The organism is Maricaulis maris (genome assembly GCF_003634045.1).
Taxonomy (GTDB): domain Bacteria; phylum Pseudomonadota; class Alphaproteobacteria; order Caulobacterales; family Maricaulaceae; genus Maricaulis; species Maricaulis maris.
On record NZ_RBIM01000002.1, the window covers coordinates 470,686 to 495,783 of the forward strand.

The 25,098-nt window shown below is 63.3% G+C and carries 26 protein-coding genes and 1 tRNA gene; 8 read left to right on the forward strand and 19 right to left on the reverse strand.

The window, feature by feature from the left end; all coding sequences use genetic code 11:
* Positions 1-7: 7 nt before the first annotated feature.
* From C7435_RS05380 to C7435_RS05400, 5 genes are all read right to left on the reverse strand, one after another.
* Positions 8-817: a DUF817 domain-containing protein gene (locus tag C7435_RS05380; protein ID WP_121210321.1), complete on the reverse strand. Its 810-nt coding sequence runs from the start codon at positions 815-817 to the stop codon at positions 8-10.
* Positions 818-879: 62 nt separating this feature from the next.
* Positions 880-1,674 carry an enoyl-CoA hydratase-related protein gene (locus tag C7435_RS05385; RefSeq protein WP_121210322.1) on the reverse strand — a complete coding sequence of 265 codons (795 nt, stop codon included), beginning with the start codon at positions 1,672-1,674 and terminating at the stop codon, positions 880-882.
* 182 nt (positions 1,675-1,856) lie between these two features.
* On the reverse strand, positions 1,857-2,249 hold the full coding sequence (locus C7435_RS05390; protein ID WP_121210323.1) for a hypothetical protein: 393 nt from the start codon (positions 2,247-2,249) through the stop codon (positions 1,857-1,859).
* A 121-nt stretch (positions 2,250-2,370) separates the two neighbouring features.
* A complete protein-coding gene (locus C7435_RS05395; RefSeq protein ID WP_121210324.1) occupies positions 2,371-2,691 on the reverse strand; it encodes a hypothetical protein in 321 nt (106 codons plus the stop codon).
* A 132-nt stretch (positions 2,692-2,823) separates the two neighbouring features.
* Entirely contained in the window at positions 2,824-4,431 is a 1,608-nt protein-coding gene (locus C7435_RS05400) for a carboxyl transferase domain-containing protein (RefSeq protein ID WP_121210325.1), read from the reverse strand.
* 130 nt (positions 4,432-4,561) lie between these two features.
* On the opposite strand from C7435_RS05400, the gene C7435_RS05405 reads away from it, so the two are divergent.
* From C7435_RS05405 to C7435_RS05415, 3 genes are all read left to right on the forward strand, one after another.
* Complete coding sequence (locus C7435_RS05405; RefSeq protein ID WP_147422633.1) at positions 4,562-5,413, forward strand: DUF5694 domain-containing protein; 852 nt, start codon at positions 4,562-4,564, stop codon at positions 5,411-5,413.
* Between the two features lie 189 nt (positions 5,414-5,602).
* Complete coding sequence (locus C7435_RS05410; RefSeq protein WP_147422634.1) at positions 5,603-6,238, forward strand: hypothetical protein; 636 nt, start codon at positions 5,603-5,605, stop codon at positions 6,236-6,238.
* 98 nt (positions 6,239-6,336) lie between these two features.
* Positions 6,337-8,091: a patatin-like phospholipase family protein gene (locus C7435_RS05415; protein ID WP_121210328.1), complete on the forward strand. Its 1,755-nt coding sequence runs from the start codon at positions 6,337-6,339 to the stop codon at positions 8,089-8,091.
* Here the strand turns inward: C7435_RS05415 and C7435_RS05420 are convergent.
* The 6 genes from C7435_RS05420 to mgtE form a co-directional block, all read right to left on the reverse strand.
* Entirely contained in the window at positions 8,076-8,576 is a 501-nt protein-coding gene (locus tag C7435_RS05420; RefSeq protein WP_121210329.1) for a lysozyme inhibitor LprI family protein, read from the reverse strand. The genes C7435_RS05415 and C7435_RS05420 overlap by 16 nt on opposite strands.
* 30 nt (positions 8,577-8,606) lie before the next feature.
* The gene (locus tag C7435_RS05425) at positions 8,607-9,311 is read right to left on the reverse strand and encodes a flavodoxin family protein (RefSeq protein WP_075190827.1); all 705 of its coding nucleotides are present in this window, start codon (positions 9,309-9,311) and stop codon (positions 8,607-8,609) included.
* A gap of 61 nt (positions 9,312-9,372) precedes the next feature.
* On the reverse strand, positions 9,373-10,545 hold the full coding sequence (locus tag C7435_RS05430; RefSeq protein ID WP_121210330.1) for an isovaleryl-CoA dehydrogenase: 1,173 nt from the start codon (positions 10,543-10,545) through the stop codon (positions 9,373-9,375).
* A gap of 78 nt (positions 10,546-10,623) precedes the next feature.
* The gene (locus C7435_RS05435; RefSeq protein ID WP_121210331.1) at positions 10,624-12,606 is read right to left on the reverse strand and encodes a lysozyme; all 1,983 of its coding nucleotides are present in this window, start codon (positions 12,604-12,606) and stop codon (positions 10,624-10,626) included.
* A gap of 66 nt (positions 12,607-12,672) precedes the next feature.
* A complete protein-coding gene (locus C7435_RS05440) occupies positions 12,673-13,617 on the reverse strand; it encodes a Kelch repeat-containing protein (RefSeq protein ID WP_170150342.1) in 945 nt (314 codons plus the stop codon).
* A 49-nt stretch (positions 13,618-13,666) separates the two neighbouring features.
* On the reverse strand, positions 13,667-15,058 hold the full coding sequence (mgtE, locus tag C7435_RS05445; protein WP_075190831.1) for a magnesium transporter: 1,392 nt from the start codon (positions 15,056-15,058) through the stop codon (positions 13,667-13,669).
* A 157-nt stretch (positions 15,059-15,215) separates the two neighbouring features.
* On the opposite strand from mgtE, the gene C7435_RS05450 reads away from it, so the two are divergent.
* On the forward strand, positions 15,216-16,151 hold the full coding sequence (locus C7435_RS05450) for a hypothetical protein (protein ID WP_075190832.1): 936 nt from the start codon (positions 15,216-15,218) through the stop codon (positions 16,149-16,151).
* A gap of 40 nt (positions 16,152-16,191) precedes the next feature.
* On the opposite strand, the gene C7435_RS05455 is transcribed toward C7435_RS05450, so the two are convergent.
* Both C7435_RS05455 and C7435_RS05460 read right to left on the reverse strand, forming a co-directional pair.
* Positions 16,192-16,278 (reverse strand) — tRNA-Leu (locus C7435_RS05455).
* 63 nt (positions 16,279-16,341) lie between these two features.
* Complete coding sequence (locus C7435_RS05460) at positions 16,342-16,590, reverse strand: FliM/FliN family flagellar motor switch protein (RefSeq protein WP_041637474.1); 249 nt, start codon at positions 16,588-16,590, stop codon at positions 16,342-16,344.
* Between the two features lie 82 nt (positions 16,591-16,672).
* Here C7435_RS05460 and lipB point away from each other — a divergent pair, with 82 nt between their 5' ends.
* Positions 16,673-17,359, forward strand: a complete 687-nt coding sequence (lipB, locus tag C7435_RS05465; RefSeq protein ID WP_121210333.1) for a lipoyl(octanoyl) transferase LipB — start codon at positions 16,673-16,675, stop codon at positions 17,357-17,359.
* Here lipB and C7435_RS05470 read toward each other — a convergent pair.
* The 5 genes from C7435_RS05470 to C7435_RS05490 all read right to left on the reverse strand — a co-directional run bounded on the left by C7435_RS05470 (position 17,350) and on the right by C7435_RS05490 (position 21,648).
* Positions 17,350-17,886 carry a hypothetical protein gene (locus tag C7435_RS05470; protein WP_121210334.1) on the reverse strand — a complete coding sequence of 179 codons (537 nt, stop codon included), beginning with the start codon at positions 17,884-17,886 and terminating at the stop codon, positions 17,350-17,352. The two genes, lipB and C7435_RS05470, sit on opposite strands and share 10 nt — an antisense overlap.
* 103 nt (positions 17,887-17,989) lie before the next feature.
* Positions 17,990-18,442 carry a DUF805 domain-containing protein gene (locus C7435_RS05475; RefSeq protein ID WP_121210335.1) on the reverse strand — a complete coding sequence of 151 codons (453 nt, stop codon included), beginning with the start codon at positions 18,440-18,442 and terminating at the stop codon, positions 17,990-17,992.
* 90 nt (positions 18,443-18,532) lie between these two features.
* Entirely contained in the window at positions 18,533-19,045 is a 513-nt protein-coding gene (locus tag C7435_RS05480; protein ID WP_170150343.1) for a DUF805 domain-containing protein, read from the reverse strand.
* Between the two features lie 31 nt (positions 19,046-19,076).
* A complete protein-coding gene (locus tag C7435_RS05485) occupies positions 19,077-21,086 on the reverse strand; it encodes an acetyl-CoA carboxylase biotin carboxylase subunit (protein WP_121210337.1) in 2,010 nt (669 codons plus the stop codon).
* A gap of 109 nt (positions 21,087-21,195) precedes the next feature.
* A complete protein-coding gene (locus C7435_RS05490; RefSeq protein WP_075190838.1) occupies positions 21,196-21,648 on the reverse strand; it encodes a potassium channel family protein in 453 nt (150 codons plus the stop codon).
* A gap of 69 nt (positions 21,649-21,717) precedes the next feature.
* Between C7435_RS05490 and C7435_RS05495 the strand changes: the two genes are divergently transcribed.
* Both C7435_RS05495 and C7435_RS05500 read left to right on the forward strand, forming a co-directional pair.
* Positions 21,718-22,581 (forward strand): hypothetical protein, encoded by an 864-nt coding sequence (locus C7435_RS05495; protein ID WP_121210338.1) that lies wholly within the window; start codon positions 21,718-21,720, stop codon positions 22,579-22,581.
* Positions 22,582-22,674: 93 nt separating this feature from the next.
* Positions 22,675-23,583 (forward strand): fatty acid desaturase family protein, encoded by a 909-nt coding sequence (locus C7435_RS05500; RefSeq protein WP_121210339.1) that lies wholly within the window; start codon positions 22,675-22,677, stop codon positions 23,581-23,583.
* 215 nt (positions 23,584-23,798) lie between these two features.
* Here C7435_RS05500 and C7435_RS05505 read toward each other — a convergent pair whose 3' ends face one another.
* Positions 23,799-24,251: a hypothetical protein gene (locus C7435_RS05505; RefSeq protein WP_121210340.1), complete on the reverse strand. Its 453-nt coding sequence runs from the start codon at positions 24,249-24,251 to the stop codon at positions 23,799-23,801.
* Between the two features lie 539 nt (positions 24,252-24,790).
* Between C7435_RS05505 and C7435_RS05510 the strand changes: the two genes are divergently transcribed.
* Positions 24,791-25,090: a Txe/YoeB family addiction module toxin gene (locus C7435_RS05510; protein WP_121210341.1), complete on the forward strand. Its 300-nt coding sequence runs from the start codon at positions 24,791-24,793 to the stop codon at positions 25,088-25,090.
* Positions 25,091-25,098 lie beyond the last annotated feature (8 nt).

The following is a 25,098-nucleotide window of genomic DNA, read 5'->3' on the forward strand; positions in this document are numbered from 1 at the left end:
GAGCCTGTCATCCCCGTGATTTGGTCTCGTCCCGTGAAGGATCTTCGCGCCGGTATTGCACAGCGGCGACCAGCACGAAACTGATGATCATCAGAAGATACCATGAGCCGAGCTTGGCCAGCGACACCATGTGCCAGCTGACCTCCTGCCCCGGATAGGACCAGGCGCGGGCAAAGGTTCCCAGGTTCTCGGCAAACCAGATAAAAAGCGCAACCAGCAGGAAGCCGATCACCAGCGGCATCGGCCGATGCGCCTCATCCGGCCGGAACCAAACCACGCAGCGGCCATAGATCGCGACCGTCGCGATGAAGAGGAAAAGACGGATATCCGGCCCGTAGTGATGCGCGAAGAAGTTGATGTAAACTGCCGCTGCCAAAGCAAATTGCAGCCATAAATTTGGGAATCGGTCGAATCGGAATTCAAAAACCCGCCAGACCCGCGCTATGTAGGATCCGACTGCCGCATACATGAAGCCGGAGAAGAGCGGCACGCCGGCAATCCGCAGGAAACTCTCCTCCGGATAGACCCAGCTGCCGGCATAAGTCTTGAAGATTTCCATCACCGTGCCGACGACATGGAAGATGGCGATGACCTTCGCCTCCTCCAGGGTTTCCAGCCGGGAGACCAGAAGCGCGACCTGGATGCCGAGCGCCGCCAGGGTGATGAAGTCATAGCGCGCCAGCCCGGCATCGGCCGGGTACCAGAGGAAGGTCGCCAGCAGCAGGGCCAGCATCAGCCCGCCGAACAGGCACGCCCAGGCCTGCTTGATGCCGAAACTGACAAATTCGAAAACACCCAGCGTCCATGGCCCGCGCACGAACCAGGCCCGAAGCGCGGCGCGGCGGGCGTGCAGGAAGGCACGAGGACTGGACAGGTTGCCTACTCCGCCCAGCGCGGCTTGCGGCGCTCGAGGAAGGCGGCCAGCCCTTCCTGCCCCTCCTCCGAGGCGCGGCGCTTGGCAATCGCCTTGGCGGTGTGCACCGCGAGTCCGTGATTGATCTCGTGGTCGGTCACATCATCGACCAGCTTCTTGGCATCCGCGACGGCGCCCGGCGCGGCGGAGAAAGCCAGCTTGGCGAGATACTCCTCCATCTCCGCCATCTCGTCAGCATTCTCAACGACATATTGGGCAAGCCCGATCTGGTGCGCGAAATTGCCGTCAAAGCCTTCGCCCGAGGCGAACAGGGCGCGGGCCCAGCGCGGACCGATGGCGCGGATGACGAAGGGCGAGATGGTGGCCGGGGTCAGCCCGAGGCGCACTTCGGAAAAGCGGATCTTCGCGTCTTTCATGACAATGCCGACATCACAGGCCGCCAGCAGTCCGGCACCGCCGCCCATCGCCGCGCCCTGGACCAGGGCGACGGTCATCTGCGGCAGGTCGTAGAGGCGCTTGAGCATGGTGGCGAGCGCCATCGCATCCTCTTCATTGTCGGCCTCGGTGTAATGCGCTGCCGCCTTCATCCAGTCGAGATCGGCGCCGGCAGAGAAACTGCCGCCATTGCCGCGCAGGAAGACAATGCGGACCGCATCGCCATTGGCACGCAACGTCTCGAACGTGTCGGAGAGCTGGGCGATCACCTCGGCATTGAAGGCATTGTGCTTGTCGGGTCGGTTGAGCGTGACCACGGCCACACCGGCCGGGCTGACATCGAGCAGGACGGGGGCGTCGGACATGGCGGTCTCCGCTAGCGGGCTGTATGAAATCAGTCCCCTAGCCTTAAGCCTCCGGGCGCCGCGCAACAAGCCGCCAGATCATTTTCGCCATGGCCCGGACGGAAAAACGGGCCGACGGTTTCCCGCCAGCCCGCTTTTGCCCCCAGCCCGGCAGCGCCCCTACGCCGCCGGTATCGCCGCGATCAATCGCCGCGGAAGATCAGGCCCTTGATCATCGACAGGATGATGATGGCCACGAAATAGCCGATCGCCAAGGCGCCGAGATAAAGCAGATACGGCGTCTGGGTGAATTGTCCACCGAAGGCGGCAATGTCGAAATCGCCGGCTCCGCCACCACGCACCATCGGCATCACCACATCGACGATGACATGAATGATCACGCCGACCACGGTAAAGATCAGGATGGCGCCGAATTCCCGCATCAGGAGAGCCAGCACGAGCGCAATCACGCCCAGCTGAATGCCCAGCGGCATCCAGTTCACCACTGTGCCGTCGCCGGCATAGGCCGCAAGGCCTGGCATGAAGAAGTCAATTATGGGCTGGATATAGCCCAAGATCTGGTCGAGAAATTCCATTACGCGGTCCCCTTCCGCAAACAAACGCTGCGCTCACCTTACCCCAAGACAAGTGCACAGTGTTAACGATCTAGTGAAATTTTCGTCTTGGAAAGCGGGTTCTCCTGACAGGCGAGTTTTCTTAACTTTTTGTGACAACCCGTTTGATCGCGAACAGGATTCCGATCACCACGAGATAGCCGACAAACAAGACGCCGACATAGCGCCAGAAATGCGTTTCCAGAAGTGGCGGAAGGTGAAAGCCGCCAACCTCTGCAATCACGGGCGCAAGCCGTTCCAGGATGATATGGGCAATAACGGCGCCGCCGGCCACGACAACAAGTCGCGACCATTTCGACAGGATGAGCGCCGACACCACGGCCAGCAGCAATCCGAGCACGGCATTGACCTCGGCAAAGCCCTCACGGGCGAAGCTGAGAATCTGTTCGGCAAACTCCGGCATGCACTCCCCCTCCGCCATGTTCTGACCGGTTCAACGCAACCAGCCTTAACAGGAATTAACCCGTTGTCACGCCGGAAAGCCGAGGAGTTGTTCGCCGCAACGCTTTGAAATTACGCGCTTTGCCGGTAGGCGCTACATTCGGAACAGACCAAATTTCGTCTTCTCGATCGGAGCATTCAGCGCGGCTGACAGCGACAGACCCAAAACCCGCCGCGTATCCGACGGAGCGATGATGCCGTCATCCCACATCCGGGCGGTCGAGAAATAGGGGTTGCCTTCGGCCTCATAGGCCTCACGCACCGGCGCCTTAAAGGCCGCCTCCTCGTCCAGCGACCAGTCCTCGCCGCGCGCTTCCATGCCGTCACGCTTGACGGTGGCCAGCACGGCCGCGGCCTGCTCGCCGCCCATGACGGAGATGCGGGCATTGGGCCACATGAAGAGGAAGCGCGGGGAATAGGCCCGGCCACACATGCCGTAATTGCCGGCGCCATAGGAGCCGCCGATGATCACGGTGAATTTCGGTCCGCGATAGGTCGAGACGGCGGTGACCAGCTTGGCGCCATCCTTGGCAATGCCGCCCGCCTCGTATTTCGAGCCGACCATGAAACCGGTGATGTTCTGCAGGAAGACCAGCGGAATACCGCGCTGGGCGCACAGCTGGATGAAATGGGCGCCCTTCTGGGCACTTTCCGAGAACAATATGCCGTTATTGGCGATGATGCCGACCGGCATGCCGTAGAGCCTGGCAAAACCGGTGACCAGGGTCTCGCCATAGAGTTTCTTGAACTCGTCAAACTCCGAACCATCGACCAGTCGGGCAATCACTTCGCGGACATCGTAAGGCGCCCGGATATCGGCCGGCACGACCCCATCCAGCTCGGCGGTGTCATAGGCGGGTTCGCGCGGCTCGGTCAGATCGAGATCAACCTGTTTGACACTGTTCAGCGTGCCAACAATGCGGCGCGCCGTGTGCAGGGCGTGTTCGTCATTGGCGGCGTAATGATCGGCCACGCCCGAGGTCCGGGCATGGACATCGGCGCCGCCGAGATCCTCGGCTGAAATGACCTCGCCGGTCGCGGCCTTCACCAGGGGCGGTCCGGCGAGAAAGATGGTGCCCTGCTTGCGCACGATGACCGTCTCGTCCGACATGGCCGGCACATAGGCACCGCCGGCCGTGCACGACCCCATCACCACGGCAATCTGCGGAATACCCTCGGCCGACATGTTGGCCTGGTTGTAGAAGATGCGCCCGAAATGGTCGCGATCGGGGAAGACGTCGGCCTGGTGCGGCAGGTTGGCGCCGCCGCTATCGACCAGATAGACGCAGGGCAGCCGATTCTGCATGGCGATTTCCTGCGCCCGCAAATGCTTTTTTACCGTCATCGGGTAGTAGGCACCGCCCTTGATGGTCGGGTCATTGCAGACCACCATCACCTCGCGCCCGGAGACACGGCCAATGCCGGCAATCATGCCGGCGCCGTGGACATTGCCCTCATACATGCCGTTGGCCGCCAGGGCGCCGATCTCAAGGAAGGGCGAGCCGGGATCCAGCAGGCGCTCAACGCGCTCGCGGGGCAAGAGCTTGCCGCGCGACAGGTGTTTTTCGCGCGAACGCTCGGAACCGCCGACAGCGGCGGCAGCGGTGCGCACTTGCAGGTCTGCAACCAATCCCGCCATCGCGTCGGCATTTTCCTGGTACGCGGCAGAGCTGGTGTCGAGCGCGGAAACGAGCTTGGTCATGAAGGCCCCGAAAGCTGCAATCGTGCTGGCTGATTAACCCGCGCACAGCGTCGATGGCAAACAATCATGCATCCGAACCGGTTTCCCGGCGCATCATGATGCCGACAAATCCTGTCGAGGGGAGAATATCATGCGCGCCATACTTGCCACCTTCACCATAGCCATAGCCATAGCCATAGCCATCGCCTGCGCCACCGCGCCGGCCGCCATCGCTGATGACAGCCCGCCCCCGGGACAAGTCATGGTGCTGGGAACATTTCATTTCACCGGCGGCGGCAGCGATATGATCAACCCCGAAGTGGACGACTTCCTGACGCCACAGCGACAGGCCGAGATCGCAATCGTGCTCGACCGGCTCGAAACCTTCGCGCCGACACGTATCGCGGTCGAGCTGACGCCCGAACACGAAGCCGGCTTCAACGCCCGCTATCTGGAATTCGTCGGCGGCGAACGGGAATTGGGCGTCAATGAAAGGCAGCAAATCGGCATGCGTCTGGCCGCCCGTCTCGGCCATGACCGCCTGTACGCGGTCGACCATCCCGGCGGGATGGATTTCGACGCCATGCTGTCGGCCGCCCAGACCGCTGGTCAGACCGACCTCCTGGCGACGTGGGAAAGCTATATCGGAGAGGTCCGCACGATACTCGCCGAACGGGACTCGCTGGACCGGTCGATCCTGCAACGGCTTGTCTCGGAGAATTCGCAACCCACCCGCGACATGCACAATCTCTATCTGCTGCTCGCCCAGATGGGCGGGATCGAAGATCCGGCCGGGGCACGGGAAATGACGAATTGGTGGGGCCGAAATCTGCACATTTTCTCAAATATCGCGGAAATTGCGGAACCGGGTGAGCGCGTCCTCGTTATTTACGGAGCCGGGCACAAGGCCCTGCTCGACGCCTACATCCAGGGGGCGCCGAATATCGATTGGATAGAACCCCTTGATTATCTTGTGCCAACGAACCTGGAGGGAATGGATTAGGCCAAGCCGGCTTTCGCCACGCTTGGCACTCCGGGCCGCACCGCGTATGGTTTCAAGGTCGAACCGGTTTGATGGATTCTTAATGAGTCACGCGACCGGTTAAGACATGATTCAGTCCTCCCTTGCAGGCTGATGGGGATTGAAGGCGGATTGCGGTACACTGGCTCCGGTTTCTTGTGGGAGGTGCATATGCGCGTGCAAGCATTTGTTATCGCCACGCTTTTCGTGGCAGCAACGGGCCAGGCCCAAGCCCGGCAGTCGGCCGATTCGGCCGCCTGGATGACGGGAATCGGTGAGGCCAACACGGCATCGACCGTGCGCTGGCGCGTTAATACGTCCTCCGCCTCGAATGTGGCCATCCTGGCCGACCACGCCGCGTCCGACCACGCCGATATCGCCGCCGTCTCCGGACAAGTCGACATCCACCCGTTCGGCGATGAGTTCTATCTATCGGCCGGCACGATCGCCCAGCGCCGCGACCGCGCTATCCCGGCCTGGATGCGCCAGGGCGATGCCCCGGCCTGGTCCGCCTTTCCGCACGCCGAACTGTCGGAAGAACTGACGCGATCCAATCTCGACGCGCTGACCCGCTATTTCGGTGCCGGCATCACGGTGCGCACCATGGATGCCTGGAGCATCACGATGGAAGGCGGTGCCTATTTCCAGGATACGAGCGAAGACCAGATGATCCTGTTCGATCCGGAAACCGGCGAACGCATGCCGCTGCTGGACGACCTCGACCGTATCGACGCCGATGCGATCGGTGAGAGCCAATCCCGCACGGTCCGTCCGGTCGGTCATCTGGTCCTGCGTCGTCGTTTCTGATTATTATCCCTGGTGGACCGGCGCCACCGAGCATCCCCCTTCATAACCCAGCGACCGGGTTCTAGAGTGGCCACTGATTCAAGCCGCTGACAGGTCCCATGCCTCTCAATCTTTCCTTCCTGCCCTTCCTGAACCGGGTCGAAAAATCGGTTCTGGATGCTGTCGAGCACGAGGTGGAATGGTTTTGCCTGCCGGCCGGCCAACTCCTTTTTCGGGAGGGCGATGAGGCGGACGCCATCTATCTGGTCCGCTCCGGGGCCCTGGCGGCCTTCCGCAACGGGGCGCTCGGGCGACCCGACCTGATCGGCTATATCCGCGCCGGCGAGCCGGTCGGCGAAATGTCGATGCTCGACGAAACGCCGCACTCGGCCAGCGTCTACGCCCTGCGCGACAGCGAGCTGGTGCGCCTGCCCAAGACGAGCTTCGAACGCCTGACCAACAAGCATGCCAGTCTGATGCGGGAATTATCGCGCATGATGCTGACGCGCCTGCGGGGGCCGCGGCGCGCCTCCGGGTCCGAGCCGAAAGTCTTCGCCCTGATCGGCACTTCACCGACCATTGATCTCGACTACCGGGCCAAGGAGTTGGCGGCGACGCTCACCGGCATGGGCGTCAGCTGCGGGATCGCCGACGAGGCCTGCGCTGATTGGAGCGGCCAAAAGCTCGACAGGCTGGAAAGCGAGTATGACATCGTCCTGCTCACCGCCCGTTTCTCGGATCCCGCCTGGGCCCGCCGCGCGATGGGCCGGGCCGACCGGATGTGGTTGTTCGCCCGCGCCGATGCGCGACCGTCAACGCCCTTGCTGCCGGACGATCCCTCGCCCGCCATGCGGCTGAAACTGCTGGATGTCGTGCTACTCCACCCGGGCGGTGTAAGCGCCGCCTCGCGACCGCAGGATTGGGCTAATGCCGCCGATGCATCGCGTGTCTTCCACTGGCGCCAGAACCAGCATGTCGCCGATACGGCCCGCCTCGCCCGCACCCTGTCCGGTCGATCGGTCGGCCTGGTCGTTTCCGGCGGCGGCGCCCGCGCCTATGCCCATATGGGCGCGATCCGCGCCCTGCGCGAAGCGGGCCTGCCGTTTGATTTTGTCGGCGGCGCCTCGATGGGCGCCATCATCGCGGCCGGCGTGGCGCTGGACTGGTCCGATGATGAGCTGGAGCAGCGCATCCGCAAGGCCTTCGTCGATTCCAACCCGCTGGACGACTGGACCCTGCCGGTGGTCTCGCTGGCCAAGGGCGAAAAGGTCGATACCCGCCTGAAGGAGCATTTCGGCGATGTCGAGATCGCGGAAATGGTGCGGCCCTATTTCTGCCTGTCGTCAAACCTCGCCAGTGGCCGCCCGCAAGTGCACCGTTCCGGCTCGCTGAGACATGCGCTGCGCGCCTCGATCGCCATTCCGGGCCTGTTGCCGCCGGTCGTGGTCAATGGCCAGATCCTGGTCGATGGTGCCGTCTTCACCAATTTCCCGGCCCGCGAGATGCGCGCCTTCCACCGCGGCGCCGTCGTGGGCGTTGATGTGACCCGGGCGCAGGGCCTCAACCCGGCCGACTTCGAAAACCCGCCCGGCTTTCTCGAATGGGTGCGCAAGAACGGGCTGAAATCACCACCACCGATTGCCTCCCTGTTGATGCGCGCCGCCACGATCGGAGTTGCCGACCACCGTGACATCGGACGCGAGGCCGCCGACCTGCTGATCCTGCCGGAGACCTCAGTCGATATCCGCGAATGGGAACGTTTCGAGGAAGTCCGCGATGCCGGCTATGACGCGGCGCAAGGCATGCTGGCCGGCATTGATGACGAGATGCGGGTCACGCTGGGCCTGACGGCGGCGGTTCAGAAGGGCGGATAAACCGCATCCCAATGCATCAGCTCGATGGCACGTTCAGCCGTCTTGCTGGTCAGGCAGCCCGCTCGCTCGAGCCCTTCCATCGACCCGCCCGCATAAAGGCCTGACAGGAAGAGACAGTCCTGGTCGCGATGCGCCATCCAGCTGCGCTGGGCCTCGCGCAGGTTGACGACGGCATCTTCCGGCAGGCTTTCGCGCAAATCCCGATAGGCTTCATTCAGCCAGCGATCCCAAGCCTCATACTCTTCGCCGGCGCACATCATCATACCGACCATGGTCTCACCGTCGGCGGACAGCGTTTCGCAGGCCGTGCGGTATTCGCCGATGCAGGCTTGGCGATCAACCGGGCCGGCTTCGCGATAGAGGCAGGCATCGATCGTGTCATAGGCCGACAGACGATCCATGCCGCCCGGCTGGGCGCCCGCGGGTTCGGCGGTGCAGCTCACCGCCAGAAACGCCAGAGCGAGCAGTGTTGGGGGATAGATCATGCACAATTCCTTGTCGTGGCAGCGAAGACGTCAACGATACTCCGGATTGGGGTGGTCAAAGCGTGCACCCGCGTCCCAAGCCTTGCGCGAATTGCCGTCGGCAGGCAAGCCGCCGGCCCGCTTCAGCATCGCCGCCATATGCATCAAATTCCAGCTCATGAATGTGGTATTGCGCTGGGTGAAATCATTCTGCGGACCGCCCGAATTCTCATCAAGATAGGATGGGCCCGGGCCTGCCTCGCCGATCCAGCCGGCATCGGCTTGCGGCGGAATGGTGTAGCCGACATGCTGGAGTGCATAGAGCACGCTCATCGCGACATGTTTGATGCCGTCTTCATTGCCGGTCACCAGACAGCCGCCCACCTTGCCGTAGACGCCGTACTGGCCCTTGTCATTCATGTCGCCAGACTGGGCGTAAAGGCGTTCTATCAGCACCCGCGCCACCGAGCTTTCCTCACCCAGCCAGATCGGCGTGCCAACGACCAGGATGTCCGCCGCCTCGATGCGCTGCCACAGCTGCGGCCAGTCATCGGATGACCAGCCATGCTCGGTCATGTCGGGATAGACGCCGGGCGGGACGTCGTGGTCGACCAGGCGGATGAGGTCGGTCGTGACGCCTTGTTTCTCCATGATCGCGCGCGACACTGCCATCAGACCTTCGGTATTGGAGGTCTCGGGCGAGCGCTTGAGCGTGCAATTGACGAAAACGGCTTTGAGATCGGAATAATCAGCCATGAAAAAGGCTCCAGGCAGCGATTGCCCGGAGCCTAACATGTCTGGCGCCCGTGTCGGGAGCCTAGTTCGTCTCGTCGAACAATTCGCGCCCGATCAGCCAGCGGCGGATCTCCGACGTGCCGGCCCCGATCTCGTAGAGTTTGGCATCGCGCAGCAAGCGGCCGGCCGGGAATTCATTGATATAGCCATTGCCGCCCAAGAGCTGGATCGCGTCCAGCGCCATCTGGGTCGCGCCCTCGGCGGCATAGAGGATGGCACCGGCAGCGTCCTTGCGTGTGGTCTGACCACGATCGCAGGCCTGGGCGACGGCATAGACATAGGCCCGCGTGGCATTCATGCGCACATACATGTCGGCCAGCTTGCCCTGAACGAGCTGGAATTCGCCGATCGATTTGCCGAACTGCTTGCGCTCGCGGATATAGGGCATCACCACATCCATGCAGGCCTGCATGATGCCGACCGGGCCGGAGGCCAGCACGGCACGCTCATAGTCGAGGCCGGACATCAGGATTTCGACGCCCTTGCCCTCCTCGCCCATCATGTTTTCGATCGGGACTTCGCAATCTTCGAAGACCAGCTCACCGGTCTCCGAGCCACGCATGCCCAGCTTGTCCAGCTTCTGCGCGACCGAGAAGCCCTTCATGCCGCGCTCGATGATGAAGGCCGAGATGCCGCGCGAACCGGCGCTGGTATCGGTCTTGGCGTAGACGATCAGCGTATTGGCGGCCGGGGCATTGGTAATCCACATTTTCGAGCCATTGAGCACGAAATGATCACCCTTGCGTTCGGCCTTGAGCTTCATCGAGACGACATCGGATCCGGCGCCAGGTTCGGACATGGCCAGCGAGCCGACATGCGCGCCGGAGATCAGCTTGGGCAGGTATTTCGTTTTCTGTTCCGCATTGCCCCAGCGCCGCATCTGGTTGACGCAGAGATTGGAATGGGCGCCGTAGGACAGGCCGACCGACGCCGAAGCGCGGGAAATCTCTTCCATCGCGATGACATGCTCGAGATAGCCAAGCCCGGTACCGCCGTCTTCTTCACTGACGGTAATGCCCAACAGGCCCAGATCCCCCATCTTCTGCCACAGATCGGCCGGGAAGATGTCGGTCTTGTCGATCTCGGCCGCACGCGGCGCGATCTCGTCGCTGGCAAAGGAACGGACGGTGTCACGGATCATTTCGGCCGTGTCACCGAGGTTGAAATCGAGCGAGGGATATTGGTTCGGTATCATGCCGCGCGATGTAGCACGGCCCGCGACCGGGTCAAGAGAGACCGGTGCGGGCCACGAAACAGAATGGCGCGAAAAAGGCTAGTTGCCGGCCTTTTGTTTCAACTTGGACAGCCAAATCGAAGCGAGTTGCCACCCGGCAACGATGACGAGGAAAAATCCAGCGATGGCCATTCCGAAATTCAGCGTCATTTCACGCTGCGCGATTATATAATCCCATTCGGACGCGGCCAGCACGCTGCCGAAACCCGCCAGCAAACCACCGGCGATCAGGACGGCAAGAAATGTCCACAACCCGTCATCCGAACGCGGCCCGGGACGGTCCTGCGTGGTGTGGACATCGGCGGCCAGATCACTTGGCGAAAAATCATCGCCGGTGTCGGACATCGGATCATGGCCGCTGGTCATCGGGTCATCCCCGAGATCATCATCCTGCGCGACGTGCATCGTCTGATCAGCGGCGACCGGCTCGCCGGCGACCTCACCAATCGCGCCATTGGCCTCGGCCGGCGTTTCGGCGGGGTGCGGCGGCGGTGTGTCGTCACCACCGAGGCTGACCGGGCGCTCGACGACTTCGGCTTCAGGTTCGACGGTTGGTGTTTCAGTTTCGGCGTCGGCGGCGATTTCCGCGTCAAGTTCAGGCTCAGACATCGGTTCAGGCTCAGGCGCAGTCCCGTCCGCAGTCCCGGCGTTGATCGTGTCAACGACCTCATCGACAGGCGCCGTTTCCGGCTCTGCGTCGGCCCGGAAGCTCCCCTGCATGATGCTGGTCAAGGCATAACCAAGGCCGGTGCCGCTGGGCAGGTCGAGCGAATAACGCTCCGGCAATTCAGCCGGCCCTTGGGATGCAGCGTCAGCCTGTTCGGCAACCGTCTCTACATCCACTTCGGGTTCAGTGACGGCGACCGGCTGGCGATTGGTCAGCACAAAGCCCAGCCCCATGCCGTCCGGCAAGTCAAAGGCAGCAACGGGCGCGGGCATCGAAGCCGGCACAGCCCGTTCCTCGGCCTCGGCTGCGGTGTCGCCCTGGGCAGACGCATCGACAGTGTCAGTTGCCTCCGCCGCAGACGGATCATCTGCCACATCATCACCGATTTCCTCGGCCATGCGGGCGATCACACGCTCTGCCGCAGACTCGGGATCGGTCGCCGGGGCGTCATGCGTGTCAAGCGCGGCCACGCCATCACGATCTTCGCCTGGGTCTGTGTCGGCCTCGGTAGGAGCCTCGGCTTCAACCGCCACATCATCGGCAGTGATCGCCTCGGGTGACGCATCAGACCCGGTTTCGGCCTCCAGCTCTTCGACAGCCTCGAAACGGGCATCGACCGGATCATCGCGCATGTCCGAAACAGCCTCGGCGACCGGCGCCATGGCTTCATCGGTAAGATCCTGACGGACTTCCGGCGGCAAGGCCTGGACGGCGGCCAGGATGCGGGCGATTTCGTCTTCCGCTTCACGGCGCCGGACCTGACCGGCATCAAGCGGCGGCGGTGGCGGCGGCAGATCGGAATAGGCTTCCGGCGGAGGCGGCGCGTCAGCACCGGCGATCGCGCCTTCCAGCACGCGTTCTTCCGTCGGATGTTCAATCTTGATGACCAGCTCGACCGGCTCGGACTTGCGCGCCCGACCCGGCTGGGCGGGCATCAACGCGTCAAGGAAGAGCGTGCTCTCGGCCTCGCGCCGCGGCGATATTCCATCACCAAAAGCGGCGAGTGCCTCGCCAGCGGCGCGGGCGCGACCTTCGAAGAGATAGCGCGCGACATCGGATCCACGGAAACGGTCGACGCCGACGTCATGGACAAAGGAGGTGAGCGCGTCGCGCTGCCCGCGCGACAGGGGACCGGTGATGCTGTCATCAACAACTTCCTCGGCCCGCATCACATCATAGATCAGCAGAAGCGAGGCTTCATCCTCGGTGACACGGACACCGGGTTTGGCGGCGGCACGGTGGCCATAGCCGACAACCCATCGTCCATCATCGCCGCGTTCGGCTTCGGATCGGAAGGGCTCGAACCGCTTGATGAGTTCGCGGGCAGCCGGAGAGGTTTTCAATCTCGGTTTCATGCGTGTTCCGTTTCAGGACGGCGCGCCAGACATTGGGCTGTCCCCTGCAAGCCTGACGCCGCGGCCCTAATCGTTGCCCGGATCGAACACATCTGTGGTGTCCAGGGCCGTGAACGGAGCCAGGAAACCACCGCCGGATCCGCCCCCGATCAAATAGATTTCATCAGCCAGCACCGCCGCACCGCCGCCGGTGCGCGGCGCCGGCAACGCGGCCTCCTCGCGCCAGTCGGCATCACCGGGCTGCCAGGACACATGTGTCTGCAACGTCTCGCGGGTGTCAGCACCGCGGCCGCCGAGCAGATGGATGCGCCCGTCAAGCACCGCCACGGCGGCGCCGGAACGCGGCGCCGGCAGGTCCGGGGCACGATCCCAGTCACCGGTCTGTGGGTCAAAGACATCGACGCGGGTCAGGGCCTCGGCGTCCTGCCGTCCACCAGCCAGATAGATCCGGCCATCGACCACGGCGGCAGCCGCCGCCCGGCGCGTGACGCCTTGGGGAACGGCAAGCGTGTCCCATTCGCGAGCCTCGGGATCAAAGACGAAGGCTTCCCGGTCGTCACGAAGTCCGCCAAAGGCGTAGAGCGATGTATCAACCGTCACCAGGACGAGGTCTGCCTTGGCCGCTGGCATCGCCGCCTCGCTCTGCCAGATATTGCCGTCAAAGGACCAGGACCAGACGCCTGCGCTCGGCGCGACACCGTCCTCGCCGCGCGCATAACCGCCGGCGACATAAATGCGGCCATTGACCGACGCCATCCCGAACCGCTCCAGCCCGCGCGGCAGGGCCGTCTCCGGGAACCAGCGATCAAGCTCGATGTCATAGCTTTCAAATTCACTGCGCGGATCCGTCAGGCCGGCGCCGCCGGCGGCATAAATACGACCATCATGGGCGACCACGGCGAGACCGGCGCGCGAAGCGTCGAGCCGGGCCGCCGTCTCCCAGACGCCCTGCGCGGCCGCCGGAGCACCCATCGCAGCGAAAAGGCTCAGGATCAGGACAGAAAAACGCACATTCTCACCATTCGATTGCCGGGCCTTGCCAACCCGAAGCGGAATATCATCACAACAGGACGAGTGTCGCCAGCCCCAGGAATGCCAGAAAGCCGACGACATCGGTCACCGTGGTCACGAAAACCGAGGAGGCAACAGCCGGGTCGGCGCCGGCCCGGACCATCCCCAGCGGGATGAGAATGCCTGACAGGCCGGCACAGGCCAGATTGAGGACCATGGCGATGGCAATTACCGCCGCCAATTCCCAGTCGCGGAACCACAGGACGGTCACAAGCCCCATGATGACGGCGAAAATCAGGCCGTTGACCATGCCGGTTGCCAGTTCGCGCCAGATAACACGCACCGCATTGGCGGCGGTCAGATCGCGTTCAGCGATCGAGCGCACGGCGACGGCCAGCGACTGGGTGCCGGCATTGCCACCCATCGAGGCGACGATCGGCATCAGGACGGCGAGCGCCACGATCTGCGAGATCGCGCCCTCGAACAGGGCAATCACACCCGACGCCAGAATCGCCGTGCCCAGATTGACCAGCAGCCAGGGCGCACGGGAACGCACAGAGCGAACAACGGTGTCGGCAAGACCGGCATCATTCACGCCGGCCAGGGCGAGCAGGTCTTCCTTGTTCTCGTCCTGGATGACGTGGACGATATCGTCCAGGGTCAGCATGCCGGTCAGTCGACCGGCACTGTCGACCACCGGCGCCGAGACCAGGTGGTATTTCTGGAACAGGTAGGCGACCTCTTCCTGGTCGGTCTCGGGATCGACCAGGATACGTGGCGTTTCCATCAGATCACTCAGGGCGACATCCCGCCGGGCGCTCAACAGGCGACAGACCGGGATCTCGCCAACCGGGCGGAAGCCTGTATCGATCACGAACAGGTCGTGGAATTTGTCGGGCAGGTCATCGGCCGCATTGCGCATGTGGTCGAGCGCGTGCCCGACCGACCAGAATTCCGGCGCGGCGACGAATTCGCGCTGCATGAGACGACCGGCCGTCTCATCCTCGAAGGACAGGCTCTGCTCGACCGCTTCACGATCACTGTCGGAGATTTCCGCGAGCACCGCGGTCCGCGTTGCCGCGTCCATTTCCTCGACGACTTCGGTGGCATCGTCTGAGTCGAGTTCCTGGATCGCCGCAGCAAGATGCGCGGTATCCAGATACTCCATCACCACTTCGCGTGAATCCGGCTCGAGCTCGGCCAGCACTTCACCGGTAATGATATCGGGCGCGAGTTCCGCCAGCGCGCCCTGCTGGCTGGCCGAGAGCTGCTCGACCACGTCAGCGATATCGGCCTCGTGCAACGGCACCAGCATGCGCCGCACGAGATCGCCATCGGCGTCGGCAATGGCCTGCCGCAGATTGGCAACGAATTCCGGATCGGTATCGGCCCGGGCAGGCGAGTCGATCAGGACGTCGTCATCATAAGCGGCTTCGCCCATTCACGCCTCCATAAGGGGATATGATCGAGTGCACCGTCGGCCGACAAGACAGGCACCATACGTGCCTCTCTTAGCCGTCCCGACCGGCAACCTCAATCGCATTGACCTGAAATACCGACGCTTTATGACGTTTACTGGGAGAAATGGGGGCGAAGACGTGTTCAGTATCACGGGTGAGGAAAACCTGCCGGTCCTGGCCGGGCTGGCGATCGGCGGGACAATCGGCCTGATCATCCTGTTCGGGCTCGGCTTTACCCGCATCGGCGGAAGCGAAGAGCGCGTCACCGCCGGCCGTATACTCCGGCAGGCTGCCGCGACATTTGGCGCCCGCGCCGGCGCCCTGGTGACCTTGTGGATCGGAGTCAGCCTCGCCTACACCATCGTCACCCTGTTTGCGCAACTGGTCGGACGAACCACGAATATTTTCGAAGGCGCGATGGCCGCTGCCCTGATTTTTCTCGGCCACAAGACCATGCTGGAACGGCCGGCCCGGAGCGTCGGCATCGAGGTGCCACAAACCGGCTTCTGGCGCATCCTGATGCGTTCTCTGGCGCTGGGCCTCACGGTACTCGCCACGGCTGCGGTCGTTTTCGTTCTGGCGGCCTTACTGGTCGCGCTGGCTGAAATCGCCGGACTGGTTGGCAATACGCCACGCATCGTGGTCGGCGCCCTCTCCGGCGGGATTGCAATCTGGCTGAGCCCGCTGTTCGCGCGCCTCTCCTTCATCTACCCGTCCAGCGTCCTTGGCGGGCGGGACTGGTACGGCACCGCGCTCAATCGGGCCCGCCCGGCGGCGCTCGGCCTCGGCGCCGGACTGTGGCTGGTCGCCCTGGCATCCCTGGCCCTTATCGTGCCGCTGATCATCTGGTCAAACACGCTTGTGCTCGCGATCGCCACCGACCTGCCCTCGCAGCCCGGAGACCTGCCGGACGATATCGGCACGCCGCTGTTCTGGCTCAGTCTGGTGATGGAGGAATTGCCGCTGCGACTGTTGCTGGTGGCCTATTCACTGGCCAGCATTGCCTGCGTCTCGGCGGCCTACAGGCTCACCGTTCTGACACCGGAAAAGCCCGGCTCGCACGATCAGGTCTGAGTGAGGGTTTCTTCCGATCTCGCCCCCTGAAGGAGAGAGATGGTGCGGTCGAGAAGACTCGAACTTCCACGGGTTTTACCCCACAGCGACCTCAACGCTGCGCGTCTACCAATTCCGCCACGACCGCACGTCATGGAGGCGCGGGAGATAGCAACATCCCCGCACCTTGTGAAGAGGGTATTGCAACGCTTTATGCAGCTGCGAAGAATTCGTTGGCATCGGCCGGTCCAGTAATGGACACGGCGATACGGTCGCCCTGGATGACAACATCGCCGCGGGCGATGGGATGATTGTTGGCCAGGATCCACACTTGGTCGTCCTCGCCCGAATCGAGCGGGATCACCGCACCGCGTCCCATGCGGAGGAATTGCTGGATCGGCATCTTCGACCGGCCCAACAGGACTGAAATTTCCACTTCCACCGAACTGATCTGACTCACGTCGCACTCCAGGACTTGCGGATCATCATCGCGGGCCTGATGTTTGGCCAATACGGTTTCCGCAGCGTTAAGACTTCAGGATATGACATTACAAAACGTCGAATGGGCTGTTTCGCCCGGCCTGACACCCTATCAACCCGCCCTCGCCTTCATGGAAGCGCGGGCCGCAGCGATTGCGGCGGGCGGGGCCAATGAGCTGGTCTGGCTGCTGGAACACCCGCCGCTCTACACGGCAGGGACGAGCGCCAAGGCCGGTGACCTGCTGTCGCCGGACCGTTTCCCGGTTTACGAGACCGGGCGTGGCGGCGAGTACACCTATCACGGGCCGGGCCAGCGCGTGGCCTATGTCATGCTGGATCTGACGCGGCGCGGCCGCGATGTGCGCAAATTCATCCAGTCGCTGGAAGACTGGCTGATCGGGGCCGCGGCGCAGTTCGGCATCGAAGCCGGCATTCGCGACGGCCGGGTCGGTGTCTGGGTCGACCGGTCAGGCGGACGCGAGGACAAGATTGCCGCGATCGGCGTGCGCCTTCGCCGCTGGGTCTCCTTCCACGGCATCGCCTTCAACGTTGATCCGGATCTCAGCCATTTCACCGGCATCACACCGTGCGGCATCTCGGATCCCCGCTATGGCGTCACCTCACTGGCCGATCTGGGCCATGACATCTCGATGGCGGATTTCGACGTCGCGCTGCACCTGGCCTGGACACAAGCCTTCGGGGACGTGACCCGTGCCAACCCGCCGCGACTGCAAGCCGCTCAGCCCTGATTAGTGGATGCGCTGTTGCGCTGCATGGTGGCGAACCACAGCACGAAGACCGCGAGCACGCCCCAGAACCCGACATAGGACGGCCACGCCGTTTGCGAGAACATTTCCATCGCCCGTTGGGTGTCCGATTCGATCCAGGTCGAGAAAGCTTCCTGGAAACCCGGATCCGAAACCGCTTCGTTGAATGCCACCGTATCGGAGGTGTCGACACCCTGCTCCTCGGCAAAGGTGATCATCGCCTGGAACGACGCGATACCAACACCGATCAGCGTGCCGATTCCCTTTGCGACGATGGACAGGACGATCGGCAGGATGGCGAGGCCGATACTGCGGCCGGCATGGCGGCGACGGTTGGCGAACAGGGAAAAACAGCAAAACCAGATCACCGCCATCGGAATGATGCCCGGCACCGGAGCCGTGCCGAAAGCGAGCCGGATCGCGTCCAGGGCAGCCAGGATGGCGATGCCGAGGATGAAAGCCGAAACAGACGCGCGGTGGTTGGGCAGCAGGAGGGCAAGCGGATTCATGAAGTCGTCCTCTGGACAGTGAAATGGCCGGTCCCCGTATCTACCCGGGAACCGGCCATATTCAAGCAGGATTCGACCCGGACGCGTCCCGGCCGGTCAGCGATCAGACTGTTGGCATCTTGTAGACGAAATAACCGACTACCGCATTCCCGACCAGACTGCTGATGATACCGGCAAGAACACTGCTGACCGTGACAACCGGCATCGTGGTACCCCCGGCCATGTTCACCCCCAACACGGGCATGAGGATGACATTCGCCACGATTACGATAACCAGGACCGCGACCACGGCTGCCGCCGCAAGCCAACCGGACTTGCCCGCATCGTGGAAACGTTTGGCATAGACGCACACCCAGGCAAAGGCGAGCACGAGGCCGCCGACAAAGCTGAGCAGCAAGCCCAAACCCGGCATCAGGCTGATGAATTGCAACACGATATAGGCCGCCATGATGGCGACGATGCCCTGGGCGAATTCCTGGGGTGACAACTTGCCAGACGCCCCGAACAGGATCCGTGTGGCATCGGCCGGATTAAGAATGAAACTATTGAGCGACATGGCTTTGACTCTCCCCTGTCATTGGCGGGCAAAGCCTAGGCGGATTCCAGGAATTCTCCAGCCGTTTTTCGCCCCTGACGGGAAATGGCCTCATCCGGGCCTATCGTCGTCCTTGCCTGCTGTCGGCTGCGGATCCACCGTGACAGGCCCGGACTCGATCGCCGGTGCGGCGCCATAGAGGTTGTCGCCACCCTGACCGGGTGCCATGCCCAGCCAAACCGTGTAGCCGGCCCAGATCAACGTCCCCAAGCCGCCAAGCGTGAGTAATCCGCCACCGGCCGACAGGAACATCGCCGGCCCGATATCGCCGCCCGACAGCACAGCGGACAGGATGGCGCCGCCCACCATCATCACGGCAACAATGGCGAGCGCGAAACTTACCAACCATGGGAGGGCGTGAATGGCGGCACTGCGACCGGTATCGTGCAGGCGTTTGCCGTAGACGCACAGGCCGACCCAGATCAGCCCCAGCCAGATCAAGCCACCCAGTATCGGGATGATGTCGGCCAGGATATTGCCGCCGATGATGATCGCGACGCCGATCCAGTAGTCCCGCGCCGCGATGCGGCCATTGGGGTTCAACAACAGGAATTGCCAGTCCATCGCGTCTGCCTTCCCCGGGTGGGCCCCGGACCTATTCGAATTCGACAAGAAGCTCATCAGCGGCGACCGAGGCGCCGGCCTCGACCTTGATTGACTTGATCGTGCCATCGGTTTCGGCGCGCAGCACGTTTTCCATCTTCATGGCCTCGACAATGACCAGCGGTTCACCGGTCTTGACGCTCTGACCTTCCTCGACCTCGAGCGAGACCACAAGGCCCGGCATTGGCGAGACGACCAGCTTCGCCATGTCCGGCTTTTCCTTCTCCGGCAGCATGGCGTGCAGTTCGGCGGACCGGGTGGTGCAGACCAGCGCAACGGCGGAGAAGCCGCGATGGCGCAAATGATAGCCTTCGGTGCGGTCGGCGAATTCAAGCGCGACCGGTTGCCCGTTGATATTGGCCTCGAAAAGATGTTGTCCGGCGCGCCAACCGGTTTCGACCTCCAGGCGCTCCGACGCCAGCGACGGTGCCCACAGCGAGGCCCGGCCGGGACCGGTCATCTCGATCTCGACCGGAATGCGGCGCTTGTCGAGCAGGACGACCCATTCGCGCATTTTTGGTTCCTCGACAGGCCGCATGCGGCCTTCAATCAAACCGGCGCGGCGCACAAAGGTCTCGTGCACAAACGCCGCAGCGCAGGTCATCGCGACCAATTGCTCCTCGCGCGGCGCCGTGCCGTGAAACCCTTCCGGGAAATGTTCGGCGATATATCCGGTGTGGATACGGCCGGCGCGGAACTCGGCCTCGTCGAGCACGGCCGACAGGAAGGGCGCATTCGATTGCAGGCCTTCGATATGCAGCCGGTCGAGGGCGGCGGCGAGCGTGTCGATCGCGGTCTCGCGATCCTTGCCATAGCCGATCACCTTGGCGATCATCGGGTCGTAGAAGAGCGAAATCTCATCGCCTTCGCGGACACCCGCATCAATACGCAGCTCCCCCTTGCCCAGCTTGCCCTCAGCCGGCTCCTGGAAGCGTTTCAGGCGACCGATCGACGGCAGGAAACCGCGATAGGGGTCTTCAGCGTAGAGCCGTGCCTCGACGGCCCAGCCCTTGATCGGGACATCGCGCTGGGTGAGGCCCAGCGGCTCGCCCGACGCCGACCGGATCATCAGCTCGACAAGGTCGACATCGGTCGTCAGCTCGGTGACCGGATGTTCGACCTGCAGCCGGGTATTCATCTCGAGGAAATAGAATTTCTTGTCCTTGTCGACAATGAACTCGACCGTGCCGGCGCTGTCATAGTCAACCGCGGCCGCCAGGGCGACGGCCTGGGCCCCCATGGCCTCGCGGGTCTTCTTGTCGAGGAAGGGAGATGGTGCCTCTTCCAGAACTTTCTGGTTGCGGCGCTGGATCGAGCATTCACGTTCATTGAGATGGATGACATGGCCATGCTTGTCGCCCATCACCTGGATCTCGATATGGCGCGGCTCTTCGATGAATTTCTCGATCAGGATGCGATCATCGCCAAACGACGACTTGGCCTCATTGCGGGCCGCCTTGAAGCCTTCCGTGACCTCGACGTCCGAGCGCGCAATCCGCATCCCCTTGCCGCCGCCACCGGCCGACGCCTTGAGCATGACCGGATAACCGATCGCCTTGGACGCGGCGAGCGCGGTATCGGCATCGGCGATCTCGCCATCGGCACCGGGAATGGTCGACACGCCCGCCTTGGCGGCTAGCTGCTTGGAGCGGATCTTGTCGCCCATCGCGTCGATGGCGTGGATGTTCGGCCCGATCCAGGCCACGCCGACCTCTTCCAGCGCCTTGGGAAAAGCTGCGTTCTCGGACAGAAATCCGAAACCGGGATGCACGGCATCGGCGCCGGTCTGCTTGATCGCGTCGAGAATTTTTTCGAGAACCAGATAGCTTTCGCCGGGCGCCGGCGGGCCGATGAAGACGGCCTCATCAGCCATTTCGACCGCCAGGCTGTCGGCATCAGCTTCGGAATAAACCGCCACCGTGGCGATACCCAGGCGTTTGCAGGTCTTGATGACGCGAACCGCGATCTCGCCCCGATTGGCGATCAGGATCTTCTTGAACATGCTGGCCCCTTGATCCGGGTGCGGGTGATTACCGCACAGGTGTCACGGGTTTAGCGTGGCTTGGCCGGGGGCGGCAAGCGGTGGCGGCGGCGCGTCTCAGTCGCTGCACTCACTCTGCGTCGCGCGGCCGCTCCAGCCAGTCCGCCTCCAGGGCCCGCAGCTTGCCGACGATCGAGACCAGGAAGGCCGTCGACCAGCCGATCATCAGGAAGCCGGTAAACCCTTCCATCGCCGCAACAAGACGCCACTCATTGTCGATGATGACATCGCCATAGCCGAGCGTGGTGAAGGTCGAGGTCGAAAAGTACAGCGCCTCCTCGAGGCCGGAGACCACCCCCAGCGCCAGATAGGCCAAGGCAAAACTCCAGATTTCGATCGCGTGCACAACGAACAGACCCAAAACGACAAACAGGATGAACAAGGCCTGCCGCAGGTTCGAGCCGTGCGGGTCGATCCGGCCGCTCCTCAGGCGCGCCAAGGCCAGCAGGGCGCCAAGGCCCACCATGTGAACGAGCACCGTCCAGACGGCCATTCCGGCCGAAACGAGCAGGGCTTCCATCATGCGCAATCCCTCCGAGGCTGGCAGCGAGCGCGATTCGCCATAGTCTCCGGTGCAAAGGGGAATCGATCAATGAGCAAAGCCGTCTACCGCCTGTCCTCCATCGCCCGTCCGCTGGAAGCCAAATATCCGACCAATCTGGCCGTCCTGGTCGCCCTGCCACTGATCGGGATCGGGCTTGGCCTGCATGCCTATCTCTCCGCCGGCGGCGGCGCGGTGAATGCGCTGATCACCGGACTGGAGGGCATGGTGATCATCTTTCTCGGCTGGGCCCTGGGCCGCGAAGCCGATCCCGACCGCAATCTGACCGCCTTTGTGGCCGCGGCCCTCATCCTCTACGGGCTGGTCATGGGCCTGCCGACCTCGGTCTGGACACTCGCCTTCGTCCTAATGGCGGCGCGCACGGTCAACCGCACCGTGGGGCAACCGGCCAAGCCGGGCGATCTTGGCATCGTCCTCGTTCTGGCCGGGCTGTCGGTCTTCAGCGACGGCTATGCGTTGATGGGACTGGTCGCCGCGATTGCCATCGCCATCGACGTCAATCTCGACCGCTCCCGCAGCCTCGCCCTGATCGCCGCCCTGATCGCCCTCGCCTTCACGGTCTGGCAGCTGATCATACTGGAGGGTGATTTCACGGCACTGTTGATCCCGCAGGGCGTGTCGACCACGTTGATGGCGGTGATTGGCGGGCTGGTCGTGATTGGCCTTCTCGGCGCCTGGCTGTGCCCCGTCCCGACCAGCGTCTGCGATGCCCGCGGCGAAGCGCTCAGCCATGCCCGGGTGCGCGGCGGACGGCTGGTGATCAGCCTCGCCCTGCTCGCCGGCATGGCCGAGGGCAATGCCCTCGCCCACGCCCTCTACCCGCTGGCTTGCGTCCTGCTGGTAACCTTCATCGTGCGCTTCATTCCAACCGGTCGTGGCGCCGTCAAGACCTGACGCCGCGCCCCCTCTTTCGCCAAACCGGCTTCTGCGAGACAATGGGCGCCAAGAGACCCGCCCGGCGGGCAAAGCACGGAAGGTCGACAGAGCATGAGCCAGCAGCACGCCGGAAATGACCGCCGCCTGTCCGATTGCGTGAACCGTGAGGAATTGCGCGAGCTGTCACGCACGACGAACTGGCAGGGCATGCTGATGCTGGCCGGTGACATCGCCCTGCTGGCCGCCGCCTTCGCGCTGGCCATCATCTGGCCCAACCCGCTGACCGCGATCATCGCCGTGCTGATCATCGCCGGGCGCCAGCTGGCCCTTGCCATCGTGCTGCATGACTGTGCCCACAAGGCGCTGTTTCGCACGCCCTGGCTCAACGAATTCGCCGGACGCTGGATCGGCGGCGCCGCGGTCGATGTGCCGCTGCAGCTCTATCGCGATTATCATCTCGACCATCATCGCCATGCCGGCACCGACAAGGACCCCGACCAGGGCCTGGTCAAAGCTTATCCGGTGACGCGCGACAGCCTGCGCCGCAAATTCACCCGCGACCTGACCGGTCAGACCGGTTTCAAGGAAATGGTGATGAGCTGGCGCAAGCCTGACTGGCGCGCCAAACTCCCCTTCCTCGCCTTCCAGCTGGTCCTGATCATTGCCCTCGCCGCCGCCGGGGCGATCTGGGCTTACGCGCTGTGGTGGGTGGCCCGCCTCTTCCTCTATCCGGCGATTATGCGGCTGCGGAATATCGGCGAGCACGGCGTCGCCATCGACCGCTATGACACCGAGCCGCGCCTCAACACCCACACCACGGTTGCGCGCTGGTTCGAGCGCCTGCTGGTGGCGCCCAATAACGTCAATTTCCACCTCGAACACCACATGTTCGCCGCCGTCCCGCCCTATAATCTCCCGCGCCTGCACAAGCTGCTGGCGACACGTGGCTATTACGAGGGCCATACCTGCATCACGCACGGCTATCCGGCGATGCTGGCGAAGGCGGTACGGGCGGCGTAGCGGCGCTTGCCTCAACCCAATACCACGACATGTCTCCCGGAAGCGCGCCAGCGCTATCCGGGACCAACGGCCGGCTCAGCGCTTCAAGGCAGGTTCGGTTGGCCCCGGGTCCCTGCCCGAAAAAATGGTGTGTGCTTAAGACGCGCGAACGCGGAACACTCCATAAATCGCTTGTCAGCCAGCCGGTCCGGAACCAGCCGCGGCCATTCACGCGCCTACACGTCGAGACGCGCCTTCAACAGGCGATTGGCCTCGATGATTGCGAGGCAGGCGATCACGCCGAGATCCAGACCATTGGTCACCACATCCGCGAGCACGACCCAGTTGATCGCATGCACCAGCGGCATGGCGATCGAGGTGAAGTAAAACCAGATCGCTGAATCGAGCGCAAAACTGACCACATAGAGACAGGTCGCGGCCATCAGCCGGTTGCTGGCAATCAGTCCCGCTGTCACCGCATAGCCGACCGCGTAGGTCGCCCAGCCGGCAATCAACCAGACCGGTGCGCTTTGCGCGTAAGGCAGGAGATCGAGTGGCGGCGCCAGGAGATCGGCCCGGATGCCGAGGACGACGAGCAGCCACGTCAAGGTATAAAGTGCGCGGACCGCGACCAGGATGGCCAACAGCCTGATAATCAGGTCATTCCCGGCGTGTGAGTTTTGATCCATGGCTGCTCATCCACCGTTAATTGAACAAGGGCGAAACCGCCATGATCGCACCGTGCAAGAACAGCCTTGGATTGACCACGCTGTCAAGTTGCGTCGCGATACGATTTGCCGCCCCATTTGCCGAAATCGCGCCAGCGCCATCCGGGACCAACGGGCCCCAGCGCGACGAGTGCCGTTCAGTCGCTCCCGAGGCGTCGCCCGGGAAAATGGTGTGTGAGAGTGCGCGTGCGTGCGCGGACCGCGCCATACATCGCTTGTCAGCCAGCAGGCCGTGTCCGTTTCTTGCCGTCAAGGGCCCGAAGGGCCGCGCAGCGGGCATGCCCCTTGACGGCAAGAAACGGATACGGCGACCTCTCGGCAAGCGAAATATGGATGGGTGAGCGCCAGGCGCCACGCTTTGAATTCACGCGGCGTCAATGACACGCTGCTGCTCGCATGGCCTTCGGCCACCCCATCGACCCGCCGCTGCGCGCCGGGCCACTTCCCCACGATGTGGGGAAGAAAGACGGTCTAACTTTTCCTCCCCGCATCGTGGGGAGGTGGGTCGCCGCGAAGCGGCGAGACGGAGGGGCGACGCCGCAGGCGGCGAGAAGCAGGCGCTCGACGACCTCACCTGGCTGGTCCGCCACGAAACCCGCCTCGCCAAACGCACCCTCCAGCTCATCGAAGACATTCGCCGCAACCCGTTCGAGGACTTAGGCAAACCGGAACCTCTCAAGGGCGAATTGTCAGGCTGGTGGTCGCGCCGCATCGATAGCAAGCACCGGCTGGTCTATCGGGTTGTGGGGGCTGGGGATGGGCAGCGGGTGGAGGTGGTGCAGTGTCGGCGGCACTGCTGAAAACAGCC